We start from the raw sequence: 23,158 nt of genomic DNA on the forward strand, positions 1-23,158 counted from the left end.
GAACCACGCGCCAGTGCTTACCAGGTGAGGTAGAACATGGCCTTGGCCAGCAGCACGATCGCGACCATGTGCAGGAACACGCTGGTATGGATGATGTGCACGTAGCGGGCGTTCATGCGTCCGCTCCTGAACAGCCACATGGCCCAGAGGAAATGCCCCAGCACACTGCCCGCCAACAGGATCTTGAGCCCCAGCAGCAAACCGAAGGATGACTGCAACGGCGACGACAGCACCGGCCAATAGCGCAGCCAGACCATGCCGATGCCCGCGCCGAACAGCACCAGCAGCACCCACGGCATCAACTGCCGGGCGCGTTGGCTGATGCCTTGCTCCAGCAGCACCATGACCTTGGTGGGCAGTTGCTTGCGAATGCTCTCCAGGAACAGGACTTCGAAGAAAACCGTGCCGATGAAAACCAGCGCGGCAAACAGGTGCAAGGTCAGAAACAGCGGATAAATCATGAGCTTCCTCGGTCGCCCTCTTCAGCGGGGCGATGGTTTATTCGAGGTTATCGCGCCATCCCGAAAGTGGGGTTGATGCCAATCAAGGAAACCGCACGGTGTCCCCTGTGGGAACGAGCTTGCTCGCGATAACGTCGGTTCAGCTGCATCGATGTTGACTGGCGCACCGCTATCGCGAGCAAGCTCGCTCCCACAGGAAAGGGCATCGTCGGCGTTGAGAAAGCGTCAACAGAACGTTACTCCTGCGCAATCCCTACACAACCGCTGATCAGTTAGTCCGGCTTTTTGACACTTTCCCCGATATGCGGTCACAACTTTTGCGCTCCGCTGGGTCATAACACGAAGGTCGTCGATGGAATGTTGACGTCTACCGAGGTTCAAGCCTGATACGGAGATAAGCTCATGATTTTCAACGTACAAAATTTTGGCGCCAAAGGAGATGGCATCACCGACGACACGGCAGCCATCCAGAGTGCGATTGATGCGGCGGCCGCGGCCGGCGGTGGGCAGGTGTACATGCCGACCGGTACCTACATCGTTTCGGGAGGAGTGGAACCTTCCGATGGCTGCCTGATGCTCAAGAGCAACGTCTACCTGTACGGCGACGGCATGGGCGAGACCACGGTCAAGCTGGTCGACGGCTCCGACACCAAGATCACCGGCATCATCCGCTCGGCCTACGGCGAGGAAACCCACGACTTCGGCGTCAGCAACCTCACCATCGACGGCAACCGCGACAGCACCACCGGCAAGGTCGACGGCTGGTTCAACGGCTACATTCCCGGCCAAGAAGGCTACGACTCCAACGTCACCCTCGACAGCGTCGAGATCAAGGATTGCTCCGGGTACGGTTTCGACCCCCACGAGCAAACCGTCAACATGGTCATCAAGAACAGCGTGTCCCACGGCAACGGCCTGGACGGTTTTGTCGCCGACTTCCTCAGCGACAGCACCTTCGAAAACAACGTCGCCTACGACAACGACCGCCACGGTTTCAACGTCGTCACCAGCACCCACGACGTCACCATGACCAACAACGTCGCCTACGACAACGGCGGCAATGGCATCGTGGTCCAGCGCGGTAGCGAAGACATCCCCTCGCCCAACAACATCACCATCACCGGCGGCGAGGTGTATGGCAACGGCGCCGAAGGGGTGCTGATCAAGCTCTCCAGCGAAGTGACCGTCACCGGCGTCGACATCCACGACAACAGCAGCGCCGGGATCCGCATCTACGGCAGCAACCACGTCGAAATCATCGACAACACCCTCAACAACAATTCCCTGGGCGGTGCCGTACCGGAAATCATCATCCAGTCCTACGACGACACCCTGGGCGTGTCCGGCAAGTACTTCAACGGCAGCGACAACCTCATCCAGGGCAACATCATCAGCGGCAGCAACCTGTCGACCTATGGCGTGGCAGAGCGCAACGAGGACGGCACCGACCGCAACGCGATCATCGCCAACACCATCAGCCACACCAGTAATGGCGCCACGCTGGTCTATGGCGACGGCAGCTACGTCAGTGCCACGGTGCCCATGACCACCGTGCAAGGTACGGCTGGCAACGACACCCTGCTCGGCAGCGCCGCCAACGAGATTTTCTACGGCGGCGCAGGCAACGACACGATCAATGGCGCGGCCGGTAGCGACATCCTCGTCGGTGGCGCCGGCATCGACAAACTCACCGGGGGCACCGGGGCCGATACGTTCCGGTTCGTCGCCCAGTCGGACAGTTACCGCAACGCGACCACCAGCTTCGATGACACCATCACCGACTTCGACGTCACCCAGGACAAGATCGACCTCGCCGGCCTCGGTTTCACCGGCCTGGGCAATGGCCGTGGCGGCACCCTGCAGGTCAGCTACAGCGCCAGCAACAACCGCACCTACATCAAAGACTTCGACGCCGATGCCAGCGGCAATCGCTTCGAGCTGATCCTCTCGGGCAACCTGGCCAGTACCCTGACCGCCAGCAACTTCATCTTCAACCGGGTGGTCACCGGCACCAGCGGCAGCGACTCGCTGTTGGGTAGCGATGCGGCCGATACCCTGCTCGGTCTGGCGGGCAACGACAGCCTCAGTGGTGGCGCCGGCGACGACAAGCTCGACGGCGGTGCTGGCATGGACACCCTCACCGGTGGCGCCGGGGCGGACACCTTCGTGTTCTCCAACCGCCTGGACAGCTACCGCAACTACAACACCGGCGGCGCCAACCTCGGCGACCTGATCACCGACTTCGACATCAGCGCCGACAAGATCGACCTCTCGGCCATGGGCTTCACCGGCCTGGGGGACGGCAAGAACAACACCGTGTACCTGGTGCTCAACAGTGCCGGCACCAAGACCTACATCAAGTCCCTGGAAGCCGATGCCAATGGCAACCGCTTCGAAGTGGCGCTGGATGGCAATTACCTCAACACCCTGACCAGCGCCAACTTCGTCTTCGCCACCACCTCGCCGACCAACCAGGCGCCGGTATTGGCGACGCCGCTGCTGGACCAGAACGCGACCGAAAACACCCCGTTCAGCTACGTGGTGCCGGCCACCAGTTTCACCGATCCGGATAACGACAGCCTGAGCTACACCGCCAAACTCGCCAATGGCAGCGCCCTGCCCAGCTGGCTGGTCTTCGATGCCGCCACCCGCACCTTCAGCGGTACGCCACCCGACACCGCGTCGGGCACCTACGCCATCCAGGTCACCGCGAGCGACGGCAGCAACGCCACCGTCAGCGACAGCTTTACCCTCGCCGTGCAGGACGTTCCCACCGCCATTGTGATCAATGGCACGCCGAACAACGACACGCTGACCGGCACCGCAGCCAATGAGCAATTGTTCGGTGGCGCGGGCAACGACACCCTCAATGGCGGCGCCGGCAACGACATCCTGGTCGGCGGCACCGGGGTCGACAAGCTCACCGGCGGCACGGGGGCCGATGTATTCCGCTACACCTCGAAACTCGACAGCTACCGCACCAGCTCCACCAGCGCCAGTGACCAGATCCTCGACTTCGACCTGACTGCGGACAAGATCGATGTCTCGGCGCTTGGCTATACCGGCCTGGGCAACGGGCTCAACGGCACCCTGCAGGTCACTTACAGTTCGTCGACCAACCGCACCTACCTCAAGGACCTGACGGTCGATGCCAACGGCAACCGGTTTGAGGTCTCGATAGCAGGCAACTTCCTCAGCAGCCTGACGGCCAGTCACTTTGTCTTCGCCGACCAGACCAACCCCGCCAACGTGGCGCCGGTCGTCGCTACCCCACTGCTGGACCAGAACGCCAGTGAAAGCACGCCGTTCAGTTACACCGTGGCCAGCAACAGTTTCACCGACGCCAACCAGGATGTGCTGACCTACACCGCGACCCTCGCCAACGGCAACGCCCTGCCCGCCTGGCTGAGTTTCAATGCCACCAGCCTGACCTTCAGCGGTACCCCGACCAGCACTGCGGCAGGCAACTACGACGTGCTGGTCAAGGCCACCGACCCCTCGGGCGCCTCGGTCAGTGACAACTTCGCCCTGGTGGTGGCCGATGCGCCCGCCAACACCATCACCGGTACCAACAATGCCGAAACCCTCAACGGCACGACCGGCGCGGACCTGATCCTTGGCCTGGGCGGCAACGACACGATCAAGGCCGGCACCGGCGCGGACATCGTCGACGGTGGTGCCGGACGCGATTCGCTGTACGGCGGTGACGGTGCCGACACGTTCCGCTACAGCAACCTCTCCGACAGCTACCGCGACTACGACACCGGGGGTGTGACGGCCACCGACACGATTTATGACTTCACCGTCGGCGTCGACAAAATCGATCTCTCGGGGCTGGGCTTTCTCGGCCTCGGCGACGGCAGCAACGACACGCTGTACATGACCCTGAACTCGGCCGGCGACAAGACCTACATCAAGTCCGCCGAAGCCGATGCCGACGGCAATCGCTTCGAGATCGCCCTCAATGGCAACTACCTCAACACCCTCACCGCCAGCGACTTCGTCTTCGGCGAGCGCGCCCAGCAAGACATTCTCTACCTGCCGACCCTCGGCCAATCCAATGCCCGCCTGCTGCGCATGACCGAGGACGACAACCAGTCCGGCACCTCGATGCTGGTCAATGACCTGGACCGCTACACCACCTATGACGTGCGCAGCCAGTTCACCGATGCCGACGGCAATGGCATCGACATCGCGGTGGGCGGCAGCACGGTCAACGGCCTGTCCACACTCAGCCCCGAGGAGCTCCAGCTGTGCTGGTGGCTGACCGACACCAACCAACCCGGACCGGCACTGTTGCGGGCGGTGACATTGCTGCGCGACCAGCGCACCGAACTGCAGGCGATCGATAACGTCACCATGGGCATCATCTGGGGCCAGGGCGAGGAAGCCGCCCAGGAAATCGCCCGTGCCACTGACAAGGCAGCGGCGGCAGCGGCCTACAAGGCCGCGACCCTGAAGGTGTTCGACTACTTGCACGCCCAATTCGGCAACTTCAGCGTGTACCTGATGGAAACCGGTCACTACGAGCAGGATGCGGCCCGGGCCCGGGGTTATTCGGAAGAGAAAATCGCGTCCATCGTCGAGGGCGTCGGTTATGTCCGCGCCGCCCAGGAAGCCATCGCCGCCGAGCGCGCCGACGTCAAGCTGGCGGTGGACTACACCGACCTGCCCTTGCGCTACGAAGTCGACCCGCTGGTGTACCCCGATGACGTCTGGCACCTGCACGAGGAGTCGGCGGAGATCGTCGGCCAACGCCTGGCGGACTACATTGCCGATGACCTGGGCTTCCAGGGCAATCCCAACGACAACAACAGCGTGCAGGACATTTTCGACAACGCCCAGAACCAGGGCGGCATGATCTCCGGTACCGACCAGGACGACACCCTGGTGGGCAGTTCGGGCAACGACACGCTGAACGGCGACCTGGGCGCCGACACCCTCACCGGTGGCGACGGCAACGACATCTACGTGGTCGACAATGCCTTCGACAGCGTGGTGGAAACCAACACCTCGCTCTCGCAGATCGACACGGTGCAAGCCTCGGTCAGTTGGACCCTGGGCGCCAATCTGGAAAACCTGGTGCTCACCGGCGTGTCGGACATCGACGGCACCGGCAATGAACGGCGCAATTTCATCACCGGCAACGCCGCCAATAACGTGCTGGACGGCGCCGCAGGGGCCGACAGCATGAGCGGTGGCGATGGCAACGACAGCTACTTTGTCGACAACGCCGATGACAGCGTGATCGAGACCAACAGCAATACCGTGACCGGCGGGATCGACAGCGTGCACAGCAGCCTCGCGGCCTATACCTTGGGCAACAACGTCGAGAACCTGTATGTCGATAGCACCGGCGCCGCCAATGGCACCGGCAACGCGCTGGACAATACGCTGTTCGCCGGGGCCGGCAACAATGTACTGGATGGACGCGATGGCATTGACACGGCGAGCTTTGAACGGGCGCTGTCCAGCGTGACCGTCAACCTCTCGACGTCGGCGCAACAGAACACCGTGGGGTCTGGGCTCGACACTTTGAAGTTCATCGAGAACCTGAAGGGAAGCGCCTACGCCGACACACTGTCGGGCAACAGCGCGGCGAACGTCCTCGACGGAGGGGCCGGCAACGATACGCTGGTGGGTGGTTCGGGCGATGACCGGTTGATCGGCGGTGCAGGCACCGACAACCTCACCGGAGGCACGGGTGCGGACACCTACGCGTTTGGTGCGCTGTCGGACATGGGCGTCGGAGCCCTGCGCGATGTGATCAACGGCTTCAAGAGCGCGGAGTTCGACAAGTTGGACCTCACCGGCCTGGACGCCAATCCGCTGACCGCCACAGTCGATGCCTTCACGTTCATCGGCAGCAACGCCTTCGATCCCACCAATGCCACCGGCCAGCTGCGCTTCGCCGATGGCATCCTCTCCGGCAGCACCAACGCCGACGCCACCCCCGAGTTCGAATTCGAACTGGTCGGCGTCAAGGAGCTGCACGCCAGCGACTTCACCGCCTGATTGCCCCCTGGCTTGCCCGCAATACAGCATGGATGCTGACCGACCCACCGCTATCGCGAGCAAGCTTTGCTCCCACAGGGGATTTTTGTTGGCAGGGAAATCGCAGGCTGGCACCGATCCAAACCGTGGGAGCAAAGCTTGCTCGCGATGACGGCGGACATCCAACATCAAGGCAGACTGACACACCGCTATCGCGAGCAAGCTTTGCTCCCACTGGGATTTTTGTTGGCAGGGAAATCGCAGGCTGGCACCGATCCAAACTGTGGGAGCAAAGCTTGCTCGCGATGACGGCGGCACATCCAACATCAAGGCAGACTGACACACCGCTATCGCGAGCAAGCTTTGCTCCCACGGGGGATTTTTTTGTTGGCAAAGAAATCGCAGGCTGGCACCGATCCAAACCGTGGGAGCAAAGCTTGCTCGCGATGACGGCGGCACATCCAACATCAAGGCAGACTGACACACTGCTATCGCAAGCAAGCCCGCACACAGGGATAAGTTGCAAACTTGAACCCTGGATTGTCTAGAACAAACTCTGCACCTGCTCCAGTACCGCGCGGTTCATCTGGCCGGTGTGGGTGTGCAGGCTCACATAGCTTTGCAGCATGTCGAGCTTGGTATTAAGCAGGTCTCGGCGGGCCTGGAACAGCCGCTGCTGGGCGTCAAGAATATCCACCGTGGAACGCACGCCGCCCTGGAAGCCTTTTTCCGTCGAGGTCAGCGCACGCTGATTGGACTCCACCGCCCGCTGCATCGCCTTGCTCTTGGCAAACCCGGCCACGACGCCCAGGTAATCGGTCTCGATATCTTCGGCCAGTTGCTGGCGTTGCACGTCGTAGTCGGACTGGGCGCCGGCCAGTTGCGCTTCGGCCTTGGCCACCGAGGCCCGTACCGCCCCGCCGCGATACAACGGAATATCCAATTGCACCCCCACGTAGTAGGTGTCCTGGCGCGGGTCGAGTTCCTGGTATTGACGGGTTTCCCGGCGGGTCAACTGGGTGGTCAGCGACAAGGTTGGATAATGCCCGGCACGCTGGCTGTCGGCCTGGGCCTCGGCCACTTTCACCGCCGCCAGCCGAGCGGCCAGCTCGGGGCTGGCTTCACGGGCAATAGCCGTCCAGTAAGGCAAGTCCTGCTCAGGCGGGATCGGGCTACCGGCGGCCAATTCTTCGCGCATCGGCTGGATGTCATCGATGGGCACGCTGGCGCGCCCGGACAAGGCCCGCAACGCCGCCACGCGGCGGGCCTGGGCTTCAGCCTCTTGGGCTTGCACCAGATCGAGCCGCGCCTGGGCTTCGTCGATATCGGTGATCGCACCTTGGCCGCCTTCATAAAGCTTTTTACTTTGAACGACCAAGCCTTGGATCGCGCTCTTCTGCTGGACGATCAACTTGATCTCGTTCTCGGCCCGGGCGACGTCGAAATACCCCTTCGCCACCCGATCATACAGGGTCTGGCCGGCCACATCGAACACCTGGGTGCCCAGTTGACCGCGCGCCTTGCCCTCCTGATAGGCCGCCCAGCGTGCCTTGTCGTAGAGCGGCTGTTGCGCCGCCAGGGTCACGTTGTTCGCCTGGTAATCATTGCTGTTGACGTAGGTGCTGTCGTCACCGCCGTCGGTCCGCCCGCCGTAGCCGTAGCGCGAGGTCAGCGACACTTGCGGGTAAAGGCCGCCACGCCCGATGTCCTCTTCATGCCGCGAAGCTTCAAAAGCGTGGGCAGCCGACTGAACGGTCGGATCGTTGAGGCGCGAGGCATCATAAGCGGCAGTCAGGCTCAGGCCTCCCTCGGCGGCCCACACCGGATTGAGCGCCGCCCAACCCGCACACAGGCTCAGCAATACACGCAAACGGTAGCGGCAACGATCGACCATGCTCATTCCTCCTTGAAGGCTGCAAGCAAGCGTTCACGCAAAGGCTTCATCAGGTAATTCATCAAGGTGCGCTCGCCCGTCACCACCGTGACATCGGCGAGCATGCCCGGGCGCACCAGCAGGCCGGCGCTCTGCAACGCAACCACGGTGTCGGCGGGAATCTCGACCTTGGCGGAGAAGTACGGTTGATGTGTCTGCTCATTGATCAACTGGTCCGCCGACACCGTCGTCACCGTGCCGGTGACCGTCGGCGTATCCACCCGTTGCAGCGCGGTGAAATGCACATGCACCGGCAGGCCCGGACGCAGCTTGTTGGCCATCAGCGGCTCGAAACGCGCGGTGATCGCCATCGGTGCATCCAGCGGCACGACCTGCATCAGGGTCTGGCCGGCCTGCGCAACGCCGCCGACGGTATGAATGCTCACGTCCATGACCTGCCCGGCCACTGGCGCACGGATCGCACCGTTGTCGACTTCAAACTGCAAGGCGCGAATCTGGTCGGCATAACCGGCGGCCTCGGCCGAGACTTCGCTGAGCTGGGTTTCGGCATCACGGCGGAACTCCTGCTGCGCCTGCAAGGCCTTGAGCCGGCTTTCATTGATCGCCTGGCGAGTCCTGCCGACATCACCCACCCCAGAGGCGATCTGCCCCGCCAACTGGGCCGCGTTGCGCTCGGCCTCGAAGAGTTTGTTGCGCGGAACGTAGCCTTCCCGGGCCAAATCGCGCAGGCCTTCAAGCTCCTGCTGCTGGAAGCGCATCTGCGCATCGTAGTTGCGCTTGACGCCTTCGTAGCCAAGCAATTGCTGCTGCAAGGCCGCGGCTTCGTGCTCGATGATCTGCAAGCGGCTGCCCAGCTCCGCGCGGCGGGTGATGAACAACTGGCTCTGCAAGGCCATGGCCGCCTTGACTCGCGGTTCGTCGGCGTGGGCCAGCAGTTCCGCGGGCCATTGGATCTCGGCATTGCCCAGACGCTCGGCAATCAAGCGCGCCTCGATGCTGCGATCATTGAGCAGCTTGCCCAGGGTCACGTCCAGTTGCGATTGCGCCTGCACCGTATTGAGCTGCACGAGCAATTGCCCTTGGGTGACGCGGTCGCCATCGCTGACCAGCAGCTTTTCCACCACCCCGCCGACCAGCGACTGCACGGCCTTGCGCTCCCCTGCCACCACCACGGTGCCGCTGCCTACCACCCCTTGGTCGAGCGGCGCCAGGCAGGCCCAGAGCAGGAAACCGCCCAGCGTCAGGACCAGGAATCCCACGCCATAACGAGCCGCGCTTCCGGCGTCGGTACTGGCGCTGGGCAGCGTCGTGGTGCTGCGCACGCTCAACCCTTGCTCGCTGTACGCTTGTGCCCCTGGAGTCAGATCACGCATCGCCGCCCGCCTCCCTGACCGCGGCCGGCCTGGGCCCCGGCATCAATGCCTTGAGCACCCGGTCCCGTGGGCCGAACGCTTGTTGAGTACCGTCCTTGAGCACCAGGATGTGATCGACCACCGCCAGCACACTGGGGCGGTGAGTAATCAACACCACGGTGCTGCCGGCCGCCTTGAGCGCACTGATAGCCTGCACCAGCGCCAGCTCACCGGCGTCATCGAGATTGGAGTTGGGCTCATCGAGCACGATCAGCGATGGCCGTCCGTAGAGCGCGCGAGCCAGGCCCAGGCGTTGTTTTTGCCCACCGGACAAGCCAAGCCCACCAGGGCCCAACGGCGTGTCGTAGCCCTTGGGAAAGCGCAGGATCATTTCGTGGATGCCGGCATGACGCCCGGCGGCGATGATCTTGTCGGCGTCCTGCTCACCGAAGCGGGCGATGTTGTCGGCAACCGTGCCATCGAACAACTCGATGTCCTGTGGCAGGTATCCAAGGTACGGCCCCAAGGCGTCGTGGGACCATTGGCTGATCTCGGCATCGTCCAGGCGCACCGACCCGCCCATGGCCGGCCAGACCCCAACCAAGGCGCGCGCCAGTGTCGACTTACCACTGGCGCTGGGCCCGACCACGGCAAGCACATCGCCCTTGGCGAGGCTGAAATTGATCCCGCGCAGGATCGGCTGCGAAGCACCTGGCGGACCGACATACAGCTGTTCCAGGCGCACCGCGCCGGTGGGTGGCGGCAACGGCATGCGCAGACGCTCGCGCGGATGTTGGGCCAGCAATTGGCTCAGGCGCTGGTAGCTCTGGCGTCCGGCGTTGAATTGCTTCCACGAGCCGATGGCGATTTCCACGGGCGCCAGGGCTCGCCCCAGCAACAGCGACATCGCAATCATCATGCCCGCCGACAGTTGGCCTTCAAGCACCAGCAAAGCGCCCAGCCCCAACGCCAGGGACTGCCCGGAGATACGTACGAAACGGGTCGTCGAGGTGATACGCGCGCTGCGGTCGCTGGCATGGGCCTGGGCGGCAATGATCCGTTGCTGCAACAGGCTCCAGCGCTGACGCAGCGGCCCGAGCATGCCCAGGGCCTGGATGACTTCGGCATTGTGCAGTGTGCTGTTTACATAGATCGACGACTGCACCCCCAGCCGATTGGCCTCCCCCAGGCGCGCTCGCGTCGCCAGTTCTCCCCACAACGCCAGGCCGATCAGCACCAAGGCCAACACCAGTGTCAGCACGCCGAACCAGGGGTGAAAGATGAACGCCACCAGCAGGAAGATCGGCAGCCAGGGTGCATCGAGCAAGGCGATCAGGCCCTGCCCGGTAATCAACTGGCGCAGCGTCGCCAGGTCGGTGAGCACCTGCGCCGGGTTGGCGTTGTGCTCACGCAGGCTGCGGGCAAAAGCGGCGTCGAAAATCCGCTCGCCCAGGGCTTCGTCCAGCCCTGCGCTCATGCGAATCATCACCTCGCCACGGACCCACTCGATCAGGGCACTGAACATGAACAGTCCCAGGGCCATCAAGGTGAGCATGAACAAGGTGGTTTCGTTGCGGCTGGTCAGGACCCGGTCGTAGACCTGCATCATGTAGAGCGACGGCACCAGCACCAACAGATTGATCACGCCACTGAACAATGCCAGCGCCCAGAACACCCGGCGGTAGCTCAATAAGGCAGCATCAATGTCATGACGCGGATCGAGTAGAAACCCCATGGGAAATCGCCTGCAAGAGAAATGGTCGGTCCAGGACGCAATCCATCGCAAGGCTCTTTTTCCCGAGAGTGATCGAGAAAAAACTATCCAGCTGGCGCGCTGTTATCAGGGGCGATCCTCATCCCTACAGGCGCCAATTACTGACAACGCAGCCGCGGGTTAGTGCCGGTTTGCAGGGGTGTGCTTGCAAGTGGGTGACAGGCGGACGGGCCGCGCTTCGAGACGAAGCTTATTGCCTCTCGAATGGGCCAAAAAAGCGGTTTTGTTGACGCCAGTAACGTGGCGTCAACAGGATGAAAACAGCACGGCTAGCCGAGGGAAACGACCCGTTCAGGCTGGGGCGAATGCCGCGACGTCACCAGGCCGACAAAGGAAATGACCAGCGCCAGGCCCAGGGTGGTACTAACCTCGCTGCGGTGCTCGGGCGTGATCATCATGACCGCCAGCGCCGCCGAGATGAACACGATGACCAACCAGGTCAGCCAGGGGAACAGCCACATGCGAAAAGGCAGCTCGATATTCTGCCGTTGCAACATCCGGCGCATGCGCAGCTGCGAGATGGCGATCACCAGATACACCAGCAACGCGATGGCGCCGGAGCTGGCGAGCAGGAACTGGAACAGGCCGGCGGGCATGAAGTAACTGAACAAGGTGACGCCCGCGCCGAGCACGGTACTGGCAATCACCGCAGACCTTGGGACACCGGCCGAAGACGTGACCTTCAAGGCCTTTGGCGCATCGCCGCGACGCCCCAGGGAGTACAACATTCGCGAGGCGATATAGATCGAGGAGTTCATGCAACTGGCCACGGCGATCAGCACCACCACATCCACCAGGAATTTGGCGTGGGGAATGTTCATCAGCTCCAGCGCTCGCTGGTAGGAACCCACTGAAGCCAGGAGTGGATCGTTCCAAGGCACGACGGAAATGACCACGAAGATCGACAGCAGGTAAAACACACCGATGCGCCAGATCACCGAACGGGTGGCCTTGGCAATGTTCTGCGCAGGGTTGTCGGATTCGGCGGCTGCGATGGTCACCGCCTCCGTACCGATGAAACTGAACATGATGGTAATGAACGCGCCCACCACCGCCGACAGACCGTTGGGGGCGAACCCGCCATGCTCCTCCATCAAGCGACTCAGGCCGCTGGCTTCGCGCTCGGGAATCCACCCCATCAGCACCGCGAAACCCAGGGAGATGAAGCCGATGATCGCCACCACCTTGGCCATGGCGAACCAGAACTCGAACTCGCCGTATTTGGACACACTGAACAGATTCGTCACCGCCAGCAGCACGATCGACACCGAGGCGAACAACCAGGCATCGACGGCGGGAAACCACTGGTTCAACACATGGCCGGCGGCCAACGCTTCGATGGGAATCACCAACACCCAGAACCACCAGTAGAGCCAACCGATGGTGAAGCCTGCCCAGCGTCCGATGGCCTGGTCGGCATAGGTGGAGAAGGAGCCGGTGTCCGGATTGGAGACCGCCATCTCGCCCAGCATGCGCATGACCAGGACCACCAACAGCCCGGAAAACAGGTAGGCCAGCATGACGGCCGGGCCGGCGGCGGCAATGGCATGGCCCGATCCCACGAACAGACCCGCACCGATGATTCCGGCGATGGACAGCATGGTGACGTGACGAGGCTTGAAGCCCTGTGCCAAATGGCCGTTCGAATCCTTGAAGCTGGGGCTGGTCATTTTTTTATTCTCTTGTGATCGAACATTGAGACGCGCGCAGGGACAGTCGGTGCTTCTGGTATTCCCGCCCCTCCTGGAAGCGGTACCTCTTGGTCGGGTTGATCCACCCTGGGCGAACGTGCGCACTTGCGGTGAAAAGTCGCGCCACGTTACCTGCCTTCCCTCCCGAGTTAGTTACCTGAACGCGCCATCCCCGTGCCTGATTTCGCCAAGTGGGGCATGGCGTTTTGCCGCTTGCCAGGTGTCTGGATCGCGGTATTCAGCCAACGTGCTGAGGGTTGGCGTTGAAATAAGTCCTTTAAAAAATTTACTGGGTTAAGTATTTTGCGTGATGCACTGGGCGCTATTGCATGCCTGTCAGTTCCTGTGGGAGCGAGCAGGCTCGCTCCCACAGGTTGATCTCCAACTGGCTGGCATTACGCCGTTCGCCCTTTATTATTTCAACGACAAGGACCTCCCGTGAGCGGACTGCGTGAACGTCAAAAAGCCGAACGCCGCCAAGCCATCAGCAAGGCGGCGGTCGAACTGTTCGAGCGCCAGGGTTTCCAGAACACCACCATCGAACAGATCGCCAGCCAGGCCGGCGTATCGGCGCCTACCGTCTTCAAGTACTTCGGCAACAAGCAGGAGATCATCCTGGAGATCCTGCACGACGCCGACCAGCGCGCACTCACGGACACCCGCAGCCAGATCCCTGAAATCGAAGACCCGGTCGAAGCACTGTGTTATCTGGAGCGGCTGTTGACCGGTTACGCGCTGGAGGTCATGCATCCGAGCCTTTGGCGCGAGTTGCTGCCGCTGATTCTGTTTGGTGGCGACAACGGGCTGCCGGAGGGTTATCGCGCCATGAACGATGCGCTCAGGGCCGAAATCAGTGGGCTGATCAGGGAATTGCAACAGGCCGGAAAGCTGCGCGCCGACCTCGACGTCGACCTCGCCGCCTTCCTGTTGAACGACTATTCGCACTTGCAGCTGTTCCGGTTGGTCAACCAGGAACAGCCGGACATCGAGGCACACTCCACCCAGGTCCGGCGTATCACCGAATTGCTCTTCCTGGGCATGCGCGCCTGAGCGAACACCCCACCGATACGGACCCGGCGCAGCAACACCGGGTCACGCTGATCAGCGATGCGTCTTGATGCCGGTCCAGGTGCGAGTGCGGATCCGCTCCACCGCCGCCGGCACCGGCTCCAACGCGAACAGGGTCTTGCGCGCCTCGTCCGGCACATACATGGCGGGGTTGTTGCGGATATCGGCGTTGACCAGCGTCGTGGAGTCCTTGTTCGGGTTGGGGTAACCGATCTTGTTGCTGATCCGGGCAATGACATCGGGACGCAAGATGTAGTTGATGAACGCGTAGGCCTCTTGGGTATGAGGGGCGTTGGTGGGCACCATCATGACGTCCGACCACATCGGCGCGCCCTCCTTGGGCAGCGCCATTTCCACCTTGACCCCCTTCCCTGCGTCCTGGGCCAGTCGTTTGGCCAGGGCCACCCCGCCGGACCAACCTACCCCTACGCAGATCTCGCCGTTGGCCAGGTCCATGCCATAGCGTGACGAATTGAAGTAGGTGATGTAGGGACGAACCTTGAGCATGGCCGCCTGCGCCTTTGCGTAGTCCTCACGTTTCTGGCTGTTGGGGTCGAGCCCTTCGTAGTGCAAGGCGATGGGCACGATCTCGTTGGCGGCGTCGAGCAATCCCACGCCGCAACTGGCCAGCTTGGCCATGTTCTCTTCCTTGAAAAGGATGTCCCAGGTGTTCATCTGCACATCGGCGCCCAGCACCTGGCGCACCTTGTCGACGTTGTAGCCGATCAGCGTCGTGCCCCACAGGTACGGCGCCGCATAGCGGTTACCCGGATCACCCACCGCCTCCAGGGACTTCATGAACTCGGGGTCCAGATGCTGCCAGTTCGGTAATTGGCTGCGGTCCAGGGGTTGGACGGCACCGGCGGCAATCAGGTGGCTGACGTTGGAACTGCTCGGGTAGACCACGTCATACCCGGAGTTGCCGGTCAGGAGTTTGGACTCCAAGGTCTCGACGCTGTCGAAGACGTCGTAGATGGGACGGATGCCGGTTTCCTCCTGGAAACTCTTGAGGATTTCAGGCGGCAGGTATTCGATCCAATTGTAGATTCGCACCGTCCGCTCTTCGGCCAGGCTTGCGCCACTGACCAGCATCGAAACGACAGCACCCAGCAAGGTATTACGCAAAGATGTACGCATGATCAAACACTCCAGCGCAGCCGCGAAGGCTCGCGGCACTTAATAGCGGTAGGTGAAGTAGAGTTCCAGCGCGCTGAATTTCCGGTCGTCGCCGAATACTTGCTTGGCCGCTGCCATGGGCTTGACCCAGTTATAGGACAGCGAGGTGGACAGCGACTTCGAAGGCGCCCAATCCAGGAAGACTACACTCTCGTCGGCAAACCGTTTGTCGCTGACGGCGGTGCCCATGTAGTTTTTTTCGTCGAGCCAGAACTGGTAGTGGATCGCGCCGAGCGTAAGGGTTTCGTTGAGGTGGGTCTTGAGTGAGAACTGCTGGACGTTTTCGTTGCTGTTGAACAGCAGGTAGTTGCCGACGACATCACCGATCAGCCAGGTGCTCCAGTCGACGAAGCCCTTGCTCAACGGATCCCAGGCTTTCTGTCGGTTGTCCGTGAGGTTGTCGTCGCCGGAAAAGCTCGCGTAGCGGTAGCCGATCACCGGGGTCAACGGCAGCGTGCTGAAGGTGTAATCCGCCTGGCCATACCAGGCCTTGGCGTCGTAATCCACGCCTTCGCCGCTGCCTCGCTCAAGGGCATATTCGGCATTGAGGGTCAGGTCCGCGATGCCCGGGAGCCTGGCGTTCAACGCCCTGACGTTGTACACCAGCATGCCATCGCGGCGACGCGGCAACGTGCTGCCCTTGGGGCCCATGGCCTTGACCTTCAACGCGGTGGCGCCCAGCGTCACCTGGTCGTCGAGGTTGTAGTCCAGGTTCACGCCGCTCATGCGAAAGTCACCCAGGTCGCTGTCGGTGCCCAGGCTGAAGCCCTGGACCTTCAACGCGCCATGATCCCAGGCGACCACCGCCGAATCCTTGAAGGCAGTGCGTGGGGCGAGCCAGTAGGCGCCGTCGTTCAACTGGTCGAGGTTGCCATCCATCACGATGAAACCGTTGCCGATCATGTAGTTCTGGCGACCGCCGGTGACCGTCCATTCGCCAGCGCGGAAACCGCCATAGAACTCTTCGGTCGACAGCTTGCCGTCGGAGCTGCGGGTGAAGCCACCGGCATCACCATCACCGAAGGTGGTCGCGCCCACCAGGGAGCCGCCAGCCAACAGGCTGAAATCCGGCTGCACGGTGTACTCCAACTTGACGCCCGGCTTGACGTAGAACTCCTGCCAGTCGATTTTCGTGCCGCGATTCTTGCCGCTGCGCATGTCCACCACGCCGCCGCCAAAGTTGACGTTGCGGGTAGAAAGGACTGCGCCACCGGCACTGAAGTTGACCTCGCCCTTGAGGTTGCCCTCCTCGAAGGTGTAGCCCGCCCAGGCAACCTGGGCGGTCAAGGGTAACCCGAGCACGAGGAACGTTCGGGACAAACGCATCATGGAAACCATATGGAGCTCCTGTGTGATTATTGTTGTTACAGGGCAGTAAATGGCGGCGCAAAACCGCGCCAACACCTGGTGGGGCCAGGTGAGCGGAACGCAAAATTCTTGTGTTTATCGGATGAAGTCAGGGCGTCAGGTGCGCCGCGATGGCACGCAGCATGCGCACGCTGTCGCCGTCGAATGGGCTGACGGCCTCGCCCAGGGACGACTGCTTGACGATCACCACGCCGGACGGTTTGTCGATGAACAGGTATTGACCATGGATGCCACCGGCCATGAGCGCCTGGCTGTGGTCGTTGAAGACATACCATTGGCTGCGGTAGGACGCGCCTGGGGTCCAGCTCGAAAAGTCAGGGGATGCAGCGTAGATCGCGGGGTCGGCTCCGGCGGCGATACCGGCCAGCGCCTCGGCCGAGAGCAGTTGTGACCCACCCTGGCGGCCATCGTTGGCCAGCAGACGGCCGAAGCGCGCCATGTCACGCAAGGTCGCACTGAAACCGGCACCGGCGACGCTGCGGCCCCAGGGGTCCGCCAGGAAGTAGCCGTCACGTTCACAGCCCAACTGGCTCCAGATCTCTTGGAGCAACTGATGGCAGGCCTTGCCTGATGCCCGCTCCATGACCCAGGCCAACGCCTCGGTGGTGGCCGTCACGTAATGGAAAAAGCCGCCGTGACTGCCGCGTTTCCTCAGTGAGGGCAAGTACTGATACAGGGATTCGAAGGTCGCGTACTGCGCTGGCGCCGGCTGGAAACCGCAGGCGTAACCGTATTGGGAACTCTCTGAATCCGGGTCCTCATAGACCTCGCTGTAATCGACGGCCACCGCCATGTCGAACAACTGGCGCACGGTAGCATCGGCAAACGCGCTGCCCGCCAGTTCCGGTACGTAATGGGTGGCCGTCAACGTAGGGTCCAGCAGGCCTTCGCAGACCAGTTGCTCGCCCAAGGCACCGATCAGCGACTTGGTCACCGAAAACATGATGTGTCGGTCCTGGGGACGCTGGCCGTTGAAGTAGCGCTCAAACAGTACGGTGTCGCCCTGCAAGACCAGGAAAGCATCGGTCTGGCTGGCGACCAGGTGATCGATCACGCTGATGCTCAAGCCACACTCGCTGTCGAAGTGCAGCTCATCCAGCGCCTGGAGCGCCTGCCTGAACGCGCTGACCGGACCGCTGCCGGCCTGCACATCGATGGAAGGACGCAAGCGCGCCAGGTTGCGGAAACCCCATTGGTTGAACGGTGGGCTCATCCAGTTGTGCCAGGTGACGCGGCGCTGGGGTTCGGCGGGAAAGCCTTGCATGAGTGAAGGCGCCAGGCGTGCGTCAAATGGCGATTCGTGAGTCTCGACGTAAAGACTGGCCAGTGAAGGCACGGTGTTCAGATTCATCGGGTTGCCCCTGCAAAATGACTCTGCGTGAAAGCAGATGCAGAGAAATAATTACCCGATGTAATTTTTTAGTCAATAAAACTTTTTACCGTCAATTCAATTCATTCGATTAACGGCGACAACACCAATAGATCTGTGCTGAATTCTGGGACGAAAGCCTTAAGCAAATAACTAGAAGTTATTTTGTGTCTATTTTTTAGATCATTTAGATTAAGCCTTAAGCCCAATGGCTTCGCGGTACTGCCTCAAGAACGTTGGCATTTACCCATTTTCAGTCACGGCAATCTCATTAACGGGCCACCGTCATGCAGCTTCTAACGCTTCCTCCCTCCCCCGGCCTGGCCACCTCGATTCGTGCCACGGCCCAGGTCTTCGAAGACCCCACCTCCCGCGCTTTGCTGGCGCATCTGCAACAAGTCGCGCCCAGTGACGCCAGCGTGCTGATCATCGGCCAGACCGGGACCGGCAAGGAACTGGTGGCGCGCCACGTACACAACCTCAGCGCCCGTCGCCACAAACCGTTTGTTGCGGTCAACTGCGGGGCGTTTTCCGAAACCCTGGTGGAGGCCGAGCTGTTCGGCCATGAAAAAGGCGCGTTCACCGGCGCACTGACGGCCAAGGCCGGCTGGTTCGAGGAAGCTGACGGCGGGACGTTGTTCCTGGATGAAATCGGTGATTTGCCGTTGCCGATCCAGGTCAAGTTGCTCCGGGTGCTACAGGAGCGCGAGGTGGTCCGGCTGGGTTCGCGCAAGAGCATCAAGATCGATGTGCGCGTGTTGGCGGCCACCAACGTACAGTTGGAAAAAGCCATCAATGCCGGGCACTTTCGCGAAGATCTCTATTACCGTCTGAACGTGGTCAGCCTGGTGCTCAAACCGCTGCGCGAACGCCCCGGTGACATCCTGCCGCTGATCCGCCACTTCATTGCCGAGTACAGCCGCAGGCTCGGTCACGGCGAGGTGACGCTGGATGCCCAGGCGCAGCGCAAATTGCTCGACTATTCCTGGCCGGGGAACATTCGCGAGCTGGAAAATGTCATCCACCACACCCTGTTGATTTGCCGCAACAACGTGATCGGCGTGCAGGACCTGCACCTGTCTAACTTGCGTATCGAACGCCAGGACAACTCGCAGGAGTCGGCCCCTCAAAGCGCAGAGACGCTTTTGCAGAAAGCCTTCGAGAAACTGCTCGAGCAAGAGCATGGCGACCTGTATGAAAAGGTCGAGGCCGAGTTGCTGCGCACCGTCTACCGCTACGCCAATTGCAATCAGGTCCACACCGCCAGCCTGTTGGGCCTGAGCCGCAATGTCACCCGCACGTTGCTGATCAGGATTGGCGAACTGGTGGTCAATCGACGTCGCCCGGCACTGGACACCCAGGATGGCCGGGTGGTCAACCTGTCGACCTGAGTCCAAGGCTCCTGCAGGACCCTGGGAACGATCATGCTTCCTGGCCTCTCCTCCGCGTTCCCAGGTAGAAATCCTGCAGATCACCGCGAGCCGCCAGTTGTTCGGCGCTGCCTTCACTGACCACGCGACCGCTTTCCAGCACGTAACCATAGTGGGCGTAGCCCAGGGCGATGTTTATATTCTGTTCGGCAATCAGGAAACTGACGCCGTCGTGCTGATTGAGTTGGCGCACGATCTCGAAGATTTCCTCGACGATTTGCGGCGCCAGGCCCATCGACGGTTCGTCAAGCAAGACCAGTTGCGGCTTGGCCATCAGCGCACGGCCTATCGCGATCATCTGTTGCTCACCGCCCGAGGTGTAGCCGGCCAGGCTTTTGCGCCGCAGTTTCAGCCGCGGAAAATGGCCATAGACCAACTCCAGGTCAGCCAGCAACTGGCGCCGCGGCACCTGGCGCGCCAGGGCGCCGGCCAGAAGATTTTCCTCCACGGTCAACTGGGCGAAACAATGCCGACCTTCGAGTACTTGCACCAAACCGTTCGCAGCCAAGGTGTGAGGCGCGCAGTGGGTCACCTCCCGTCCCTGGTAGACGATCCGCCCCCGCACCACTTCGCCCCGTTCTGCGCGCACCAGGTTGGAGGCCGCTTTCAACGTGGTGCTTTTACCCGCGCCGTTGGCGCCCAGCAGCACCACGACCTGCCCTTTTGCGACCTCCAGCGACACGCTGCGCACGGCCAGGATGGTCTGTTCGTAGAGGACTTCAATATCGTCGACCTGCAGGATCGGCACGTTCGTCGTCATGCTAGTTTCGCCTTTTCAGGCAGCGGCCGGACGCATGCGCCCGGCCGCCGCGATGCCTCAGGATTCCTTGCTGCAATCACGCGGCGTAATGCCTTTTTCCCGGGCGTACTGATGCGAAGATGCTTCGATGATCGGCCGTAGCAGGGCGCGGTCGGCCTGTACCCAGTCACTGATCAGCTTCCACTGCGTACCGTCCCATTGCTGGAAGCGCACCGCACCACCGCCTTCATGGTCCGAGCACGACAACTGCAACGGCTGCACCAGGCCCAACGCCCCCAGTTCCTTGAGCCGGGCGTCGTCGAGCTTGAGGTTCTCAAAGCCCCAACGCACCTGCTCACCCGTCAGGGGTTGCTTGCCGAATTTCTGCTGGGCAATGCGCAGCGCTTCTACGTTGAGAATGCCGTTGACCACACCGAGGTTGTAATACACCGTACCGAAACGCTTGGGGTCGGCCAGGTCGCCATGACCGGCGTCGACCACTTGTTTCTTGATGCCCTGCAACACCGGGAAATCGGTGCCCGAAGGGTGCGTGGTGATAGCGATGAAGCCCTTGGCCGCGGCACCGGCCGGCGCGGCGTCATCCTCGGAATTGCTCCAGATGTTGCCGATGATGTGGTCGGCCGGGAAACCGACTTTCTGCGCGGTTTTCAATGCCACCGGGTTCATCACGCCCCATCCGCGCAGGATCACCCAGTCGGGTTTTTCCCGACGGATATTCAGCCATTGCGATTGTTGTTCGTTGCCCGGGTGCGGCACCTCCAGCAAGGTCAGCGCAAAACCGTACTTGTCGGCCAGGGTCTGCAGCACCTCGTTGGTTTCCTTGCCATAGGGCGAGCCGTGATACAGGGTGACGATCTTCAGGCCCTTGAGTTTGTCCAGCCCCCCAGCCCTTTGGCCGATGTAGTTGATGATCGCCGACACTTCAGAATACGGGTTCAACTGCAACGGGAAGACGTAGGGAAACACGCTGCCATCGGTGGAGTCCGTGCGACCGTGGTTGATGGTGATCAGCGGCAGTTTGTCGGCCGTCGAACGCTCCAGCGTGGCGTAGGCGATGCCCACCGACAGCGGGTTGGTGGCCGCCGCCGGTGCGCCGTTCAAGCCTTTCTTCAGGCGCTCGTAGCACTCGACGCCTTTTTCGACCACGTATTCGGTCTCGCACTCGCTCCAGGTCAACTTGACGCCGTTCACGCCGCCGTTGGCGTTGACGTACTTGAGGTAGTCGATGAAGCCGCCGAAAAAACCGGTGCCGCCGGCCGCATAAGGGCCGACGCGATAGCTTTGCAGCGGGAAATATTGTTCGTTGTCCGCCTGGACGGTGAAGGTCGCGGCGGTGAGGCTCAGGGACAGTGCCAGGCTGCTGGCGAGTGATCGTTTGAACATCGGATTTTCCTTGTTATGAAGCCATAGGTAAGCCAACAAAATGGAACTGCAAACCCGCGCCGTGCGCATCGCTCAGTAGCGCAATGGCCACAGCCGTGCGCGCTGGCGAAATCTCTGCCAGAGGCGCGCAAGGCCCTCTGGCTCCTTGATCAGGAACAGAATGATCAGGGCGCCGAATATCATCTTCTGCAGGTTCTCCACCTGGCCGGCGTCAACCAGCCCGCCGGGCAGCAGCGACACCAGGTTCGAGAGCAACACCGGAAACAGCACGATGAAGGCCGCGCCGAGGAAGTTGCCCAGCAGGCTGCCGAGGCCGCCGATAATGATGATGAACAGGATCTGGAACGACCGATTGAGGTCGAAACCGTGGGGCTCCACCGTGCCCAGGTAAGCGAAAGCCCAGAGCGCGCCGGCCACCCCGAGGAAAAAACCGCTGATGGCGAACGCCAGCAACTTGGTTTTTGCCAACGCAATGCCGATGACCGCGGCGGCGGTGTCCATGTCGCGCACCGCCATCCAGTTGCGCCCCAACTCGCTGCGCACCAGGTTCTTGCCCAGCCAGAACAGCGCTACCATCACGCTCAGGGTTAGCAGATAGCGGCCGGCCGGCGCGTCGAGGTTCACCCCCAATACATCCAGGCGCGGCGCGCTGATCACGCCAGAGGCGCTGTTATTGGAAAACCAACTGAACCGGGTCAGCGCCCAGGTCACGAAGAACTGCGCCGCCAGGGTCGAGACCAGCAGATAGAAGCCCTTGATGCGCAAACTCGGCAGGCCGAACAGCACCGCCACCAACGCCGCCGCCAATCCGCCCAAGGCGATACTGACCAGCAACGGCAAACCGGCGACCCGTACTTCGAGGTTGTAAGTGGCAAAGGCGCCCACCGCCATGAACGCCGCTGAACCAAGGGACAGTTGCCCGGCATAGCCGGTGAGCAAATTGAGCCCCAACCCGGCCAGGGACAGCACCAGGAACGGAATCAGGATCGCGCTGAACCAATAGTCATTGCCCAACCAGGGCACCACGACAAAGGCAAACAGCAGCAACGCGACGAGTCCGTGACGGTCCTGGCGCAGCGCGAAGACCCGGCGGTCCTGGGCATAGCGGGTGTTGAACTGGCCTGCTTCTCGATAAAACATCATGCGTTCCCCTAAACCCGTTCAATGGCCCGTTCGCCAAACAACCCCGCCGGACGCACCAGCAGAAACAGCAGCGCCAGCACGTAGGGAAACCAGTTCTCGATGCCGCTGCCGATGAAGGGCCCGAGGTAAACCTCCGCCAGCTTCTCCGAGGCGCCGATGATCAAGCCGCCGACAATCGCGCCGCTGATGGAGGTGAAGCCGCCGATGATCAGCACCGGCAAGGCCTTGAGTACCACCAGCGAGAGCGAGAACTGCACACCGAGGCGAGCGCCCCAGAGCAGCCCGGCGACCAACC

At 61.8% G+C, this 23,158-nt stretch carries 14 protein-coding genes and 1 pseudogene; 3 read left to right on the top strand and 12 right to left on the bottom strand.

The genetic code is table 11. The annotated features are described in order from the left end of the window. Positions 1-17: 17 nt before the first annotated feature. Positions 18-461 carry a CopD family copper resistance protein gene (locus KGA89_RS15030; protein ID WP_100263992.1) on the bottom strand — a complete coding sequence of 148 codons (444 nt, stop codon included), beginning with the start codon at positions 459-461 and terminating at the stop codon, positions 18-20. Between the two features lie 402 nt (positions 462-863). Here KGA89_RS15030 and KGA89_RS15035 point away from each other — a divergent pair, with 402 nt between their 5' ends. After that, entirely contained in the window at positions 864-6,476 is a 5,613-nt protein-coding gene (locus tag KGA89_RS15035; RefSeq protein WP_223471943.1) for a putative Ig domain-containing protein, read from the top strand. Positions 6,477-6,999: 523 nt separating this feature from the next. On the opposite strand, the gene KGA89_RS15040 is transcribed toward KGA89_RS15035, so the two are convergent. The 4 genes from KGA89_RS15040 to gabP form a co-directional block, all read right to left on the bottom strand. Then, complete coding sequence (locus tag KGA89_RS15040) at positions 7,000-8,349, bottom strand: TolC family outer membrane protein (protein WP_013693241.1); 1,350 nt, start codon at positions 8,347-8,349, stop codon at positions 7,000-7,002. Positions 8,350-8,351: 2 nt separating this feature from the next. Next, complete coding sequence (locus KGA89_RS15045) at positions 8,352-9,722, bottom strand: HlyD family type I secretion periplasmic adaptor subunit (protein WP_003201394.1); 1,371 nt, start codon at positions 9,720-9,722, stop codon at positions 8,352-8,354. Further along, positions 9,715-11,436 carry a type I secretion system permease/ATPase gene (locus KGA89_RS15050; protein ID WP_003201392.1) on the bottom strand — a complete coding sequence of 574 codons (1,722 nt, stop codon included), beginning with the start codon at positions 11,434-11,436 and terminating at the stop codon, positions 9,715-9,717. Before KGA89_RS15050 ends, KGA89_RS15045 begins: the two co-directional genes overlap by 8 nt. Before the next feature lie 308 nt (positions 11,437-11,744). Beyond that, a complete protein-coding gene (gabP, locus tag KGA89_RS15055) occupies positions 11,745-13,145 on the bottom strand; it encodes a GABA permease (protein WP_003201391.1) in 1,401 nt (466 codons plus the stop codon). 459 nt (positions 13,146-13,604) lie between these two features. Here gabP and KGA89_RS15060 point away from each other — a divergent pair, with 459 nt between their 5' ends. After that, positions 13,605-14,216 carry a TetR/AcrR family transcriptional regulator gene (locus KGA89_RS15060; RefSeq protein WP_223471944.1) on the top strand — a complete coding sequence of 204 codons (612 nt, stop codon included), beginning with the start codon at positions 13,605-13,607 and terminating at the stop codon, positions 14,214-14,216. A gap of 51 nt (positions 14,217-14,267) precedes the next feature. Here the strand turns inward: KGA89_RS15060 and KGA89_RS15065 are convergent, their stop codons facing one another. The 3 genes from KGA89_RS15065 to KGA89_RS15075 all read right to left on the bottom strand — a co-directional run bounded on the left by KGA89_RS15065 (position 14,268) and on the right by KGA89_RS15075 (position 18,129). Next, positions 14,268-15,371 carry a polyamine ABC transporter substrate-binding protein gene (locus tag KGA89_RS15065; RefSeq protein WP_223471945.1) on the bottom strand — a complete coding sequence of 368 codons (1,104 nt, stop codon included), beginning with the start codon at positions 15,369-15,371 and terminating at the stop codon, positions 14,268-14,270. A 39-nt stretch (positions 15,372-15,410) separates the two neighbouring features. Further along, a complete protein-coding gene (locus KGA89_RS15070; protein WP_223471946.1) occupies positions 15,411-16,748 on the bottom strand; it encodes an alginate export family protein in 1,338 nt (445 codons plus the stop codon). A gap of 118 nt (positions 16,749-16,866) precedes the next feature. Further along, on the bottom strand, positions 16,867-18,129 hold the full coding sequence (locus KGA89_RS15075) for a serine hydrolase domain-containing protein (RefSeq protein ID WP_223471947.1): 1,263 nt from the start codon (positions 18,127-18,129) through the stop codon (positions 16,867-16,869). Between the two features lie 305 nt (positions 18,130-18,434). On the opposite strand from KGA89_RS15075, the gene KGA89_RS15080 reads away from it, so the two are divergent. Continuing rightward, positions 18,435-19,538: a sigma-54 interaction domain-containing protein gene (locus KGA89_RS15080; protein WP_114730944.1), complete on the top strand. Its 1,104-nt coding sequence runs from the start codon at positions 18,435-18,437 to the stop codon at positions 19,536-19,538. 31 nt (positions 19,539-19,569) lie between these two features. Here KGA89_RS15080 and KGA89_RS15085 read toward each other — a convergent pair whose 3' ends face one another. The 4 genes and pseudogenes from KGA89_RS15085 to KGA89_RS15100 all read right to left on the bottom strand — a co-directional run. Further along, a complete protein-coding gene (locus tag KGA89_RS15085) occupies positions 19,570-20,337 on the bottom strand; it encodes an ABC transporter ATP-binding protein (protein WP_003201368.1) in 768 nt (255 codons plus the stop codon). A 57-nt stretch (positions 20,338-20,394) separates the two neighbouring features. Beyond that, complete coding sequence (locus KGA89_RS15090) at positions 20,395-21,720, bottom strand: ABC transporter substrate-binding protein (RefSeq protein WP_223471948.1); 1,326 nt, start codon at positions 21,718-21,720, stop codon at positions 20,395-20,397. 72 nt (positions 21,721-21,792) lie between these two features. After that, complete coding sequence (locus KGA89_RS15095; protein ID WP_223471949.1) at positions 21,793-22,860, bottom strand: branched-chain amino acid ABC transporter permease; 1,068 nt, start codon at positions 22,858-22,860, stop codon at positions 21,793-21,795. Positions 22,861-22,871: 11 nt separating this feature from the next. Then, a pseudogene (locus tag KGA89_RS15100) lies at positions 22,872-23,158 on the bottom strand (branched-chain amino acid ABC transporter permease); the annotation flags it as partial.

Source organism: Pseudomonas sp. A-RE-22 (genome assembly GCF_019956035.1).
Classification (GTDB): Bacteria; Pseudomonadota; Gammaproteobacteria; order Pseudomonadales; family Pseudomonadaceae; genus Aquipseudomonas; species Aquipseudomonas brassicacearum.